This window comes from Streptomyces sp. NPDC048411, assembly GCF_040704695.1.
GTDB lineage: Bacteria > Actinomycetota > Actinomycetes > Streptomycetales > Streptomycetaceae > Streptomyces.
The window spans coordinates 1-3859 of the sequence record NZ_JBEZKL010000264.1 but is presented as its reverse complement, the minus strand read 5'-3'; the positions used below and the strand labels follow the sequence as shown (position 1 = coordinate 3859).

The following is a 3859-nucleotide window of genomic DNA, read 5'->3' as shown; positions in this document are numbered from 1 at the left end:
CCTCCCCCACGATCGGGAGCCCGCTCCCGATCGTGGGGGAGGCCGTAAGGGAGGGCGGAGCGCGGGCCGGCGGTCAGCGGCGGATGAGGCGGCGCGCCGTTGCCGCAGCGACCGCCGACGTGCGGGAGTCGACGCCCAATTTGGCGTAGATGTGCACCAGGTGGGACTTCACCGTCGCTTGGCTGAGAAACAGCGCCTTGCTGATCTGCAGGTTCGACAGTCCCTCACCGACCAGTTGCAGCACCTCCAGCTCGCGCTTGGTCAGGGCCTCCGCGGGCGTCCGCATGCGGTCCATCAGCCGGTGCGCGACGGCCGGGGCGAGTGCCGAGCGGCCGTCCGCCGCGGTGCGTACCGCTGCCGCCAGCTCCTCGGGCGGGGCGTCCTTGAGGAGGTAGCCGCTCGCGCCCGCCTCCACGGCCGCCAGGATGTCGGCGTCCGTGTCGTAGGTGGTGAGGATGAGGACCCGGGGCGCGTCGGGCACCGCGGTGATCGCCGCGGTGGCCTCCGAGCCGTGCAGGCCCGTCCCGAACTGGAGATCCATCAGCACGACGTCGAACTCGCCGGTCGCCGCGAGCGCCACGGCCCGCTCGGCGGTGTCGGCCTCGGCGACCACACGGAAGTCCGGTTCGGTGTCGAGGACGGCCCGCAGCCCCGCACGCACCACCGGGTGGTCGTCGGCGAGCAGCAGCCGGATGGGGGTGGCGGTCATGCGGCGGACCTCTCTTCGTGTCCGGAGAGCGGGAGGGGAAGGGTGAGCGCCAGGGCGGTGCCCTGGCCGGGGGCCGATTCGACACTCAGCGCGCCGCCGAGCGAACGGGCCCGGGACCGCATGGCGGGGAGACCGAAACCGCCGGTCTCCGTGGCCGCCGCGAGCGGGGGTGCGCCTGGCGAGAAGCCCCGGCCGTCGTCCACGACGTCCAGCGACACCGAGGTGTCCATGAAGCTCAGCGTGATCTCCGCACGCCGGGCTCCGGCATGCTGCACCGTGTTGGCCAGCGCCGACTGGGCGGTACGGAGCAGCGCCACTTCGTACGGCGTCGGCAGCTCCACCGGCGTCCCGCTGACCGCGAACTGCACCGCCAGATCCGGTCCGGTGGTGCGCGCGCAGAGGCGTTCGAGGGCGCCCGCGAGCGAACCGTTCTCCAGATCGGGCGGGGTGAGGGCGCGTACGAAGCGGCGGGCCTCGGCGAGATTGTCTTGCGCGGCTTCGCGGGCCCGGCGCACATGCGCGGTGGCGGGGGCGTCCGACGGAAGGGTGCGTTCGGCGGCGCGCAGCAGCAGCTGAATGCTGGACAGGCCCTGCGCGAGTGTGTCGTGGATCTCGCGGGCCAGCCGCTCACGTTCGGCGAGCGTTCCCGCCGTGCGCTCGGCGACGGCCAGCTCCGCTCGGGTCGAGACCAGCTCCTCGATCAGCTCGCGGCGCCGCTCGCTCTCCCGGAACAACGCGTCGTACCCGAGGACCGTGGCGATCGCGACCGCCGCACCGAGCAGCGGCCCGATGAACGCGCCGGGCGTGATCGGCCCGCCGTGCACCACGAAGCCGGCGATGGAAGCTGCCGCGGTGACGACGACGGCGGGCAGACCCCAGCGCATCGGCAGCAGATGCAGCTGCAGGAAGTACAGCGGGAAGGCCAGCCACAGGGCGTCCGGCGAGACGACGAGAAGAGCGAGCCAGATCGCCCCGAGGAGCGACAGCCACAGGGCGGCCGCCCGGTTCTGCGGCTGCACGGCGGGAGCGAGCGCGCCCGCCACGTAGACAGCGGCCATGACGCAGGCGAGCGCGACGACGGCGGGCGCGCTCGATGTGCCGTGTCTCACGGCCGGCACCGCGGAGAGCGCCAGCAGTCCCAGCAGCAGTGCGTGCAGACAGAGCCGCAGCGCGGCGGCGACCGGAGTGTGCGAACGCGAATCCATGATGTGTTCCAGCGTAGACGCGCGGCGTCCGCGACCGGTCAATCGAAAGGTTGATGTCAGACCCGTCCGGCGTGCGATGTTTTCGCGGGCCGGCCGACCGAGGCTGGAGTCATGTTCGTCGCATGGAGAGATCTCCGGTTCGCCAGGGGCCGGTTCGCGCTCATGGGCACGGTCGTGGTGCTGATCACGCTGCTCGTGGGCTTGTTGTCCGGTCTTACGGCCGGCCTGGCCAGGGAGAACACCTCGGCCGTCACGGGGCTGAACGCCGATCACCTCGCGTTCGCCGCCCCGCCCGACGGCCAGTCGGTGTCCTTCACCAACTCGACCGTCGGGGAGAGCGCGTGGCGGAGCTGGGCGAAGCAGCCCGGCGTCGGTTCCGCGCAGCCCCTCGGCATCCGTACGCTCAACGCCGCTACCGTTGGGGGGAAGCGGACGGCCGCAGTTTCGGCATTCGGTGTCGAGCAGGACTCGGGCCTTGCCCCGAAGGCCGGCGGAGCGGGCGTCGGCCCGGGGCGGATCGTGCTCTCCGAGCAGGCCGCCGACGAGCTCGGCGCGGCCGCCGGTGACCGGGTGCGACTCGGCCGCCTCGAGGTGCGCGTGGCGGCGGTCGCGGGAGATGCCTCGTACAGCCATACGCCGGTCGTGTGGACCTCGCTCGACGACTGGCAGCGCTTCGCGGACAGCGGGACGGGCGGCGCGCCGCACGCCACGGTGATCGCCCTGACCACCACCGGCGGCGCCGACCTCGCCGCCGGTGACAAGGCGGCCGGCACCAGCACGCTCTCCCTCGGCGATTCACTCACCGCCATCGGCTCCTACCAGGCCGAGAACGGCTCGCTTCAGCTGATGCGCGGCTTCCTCTTCGCCATCTCGGCCCTGGTGATCGGCGCCTTCTTCACCGTCTGGACGATCCAGCGCAGCGGCGACGTCGCCGTCCTCAAGGCACTCGGTGCCTCCACCCCGTACCTTCTGCGCGACGCGCTCGGGCAGGCCGTCGTCATGCTCGCGATCGGTACGGGGCTGGGGACCGCGCTCGCCTCGGGCATCGGCGCGATGGTCAGCGGCGGGGCCGTGCCGTTCGTCCTCGACGCGGCTACCGTCCTCGTTCCGTCCGCCGTCATGATCGCCCTCGGTGCCCTCGGGGCGGCGCTGTCCATCCGGCGGATCACCGCCGTCGACCCGCTCACCGCACTCGGGAGTGCCCGATGACCCTCACCCTCGCCGATGTCACCCTCACCTACCCCGACGGTGACGGCCGGCTCACCGCACTCGACCACGTCTCGCTCGATGTTCCCGAGGGCTCGCTCACCGCGGTCGTCGGACCGTCCGGCTCCGGCAAGTCCAGCCTCCTCGCGGTGGCGGCGACGCTGGTCACGCCGGACGAGGGGCGGGTCGTGATCGCAGGCCGGGAGACGGCGGGACTCGGGCGCGCGGAGAAGGCGGAGCTGCGCCGCGAACGGATCGGCATCGTCTTCCAGCAGCCGAACCTGCTGCCGTCGCTGACCGCCGCCGAACAGCTTCAGGTGATGACGCATCTGTCGGGCGGCAACACCCGCGGCGCCCGCAGGCGGGCGCTGGAGCTCCTCGACGCGGTCGGTCTGGCCGACAAGGCGGACCGCAGACCGCACCAGCTGTCGGGCGGCCAGCGCCAGCGGATCAATATCGCGCGGGCGCTGATGAACGATCCGGCGGTACTCCTGGTCGACGAGCCGACGAGCGCTCTCGACCACGAGCGTGGCGCGGCGGTGCTGGACCTGCTGATCACGCTGACCCGGGAACGGTCGACGGCGACCGTGCTGGTCACCCACGACCGGATGCATCTGGAACGGACCGACCGGACGGTGGTGATGCGGGACGGGCGGCTGACGGAAGCGGTGCTCAGCTAACGGCCTCCCCGCGACAGGGAGTGGGCTCCTCCCTGTCGCGGGGGAGGCCGCAATCCCCG

At 72.5% G+C, this 3859-nt stretch carries 4 protein-coding genes; 2 read left to right on the top strand and 2 right to left on the bottom strand.

Annotated elements, in window-relative coordinates; genetic code table 11:
- Positions 1-73 precede the first annotated feature (73 nt).
- Together AB0915_RS38580 and AB0915_RS38575 are read right to left on the bottom strand one after the other, a co-directional pair.
- A complete protein-coding gene (locus AB0915_RS38580) occupies positions 74-709 on the bottom strand; it encodes a response regulator transcription factor (RefSeq protein ID WP_366695995.1) in 636 nt (211 codons plus the stop codon).
- Entirely contained in the window at positions 706-1914 is a 1209-nt protein-coding gene (locus AB0915_RS38575) for a sensor histidine kinase (protein WP_366695993.1), read from the bottom strand. Before AB0915_RS38575 ends, AB0915_RS38580 begins: the two co-directional genes overlap by 4 nt.
- Positions 1915-2025: 111 nt before the next feature.
- Here AB0915_RS38575 and AB0915_RS38570 point away from each other — a divergent pair, with 111 nt between their 5' ends.
- Together AB0915_RS38570 and AB0915_RS38565 are read left to right on the top strand one after the other, a co-directional pair.
- Entirely contained in the window at positions 2026-3123 is a 1098-nt protein-coding gene (locus AB0915_RS38570; RefSeq protein ID WP_366695991.1) for an FtsX-like permease family protein, read from the top strand.
- Positions 3120-3800, top strand: coding sequence for an ABC transporter ATP-binding protein (locus AB0915_RS38565; protein WP_366695989.1), 681 nt, complete (start codon positions 3120-3122; stop codon positions 3798-3800). The genes AB0915_RS38570 and AB0915_RS38565 overlap by 4 nt, the downstream gene beginning before the upstream one ends.
- Positions 3801-3859 lie beyond the last annotated feature (59 nt).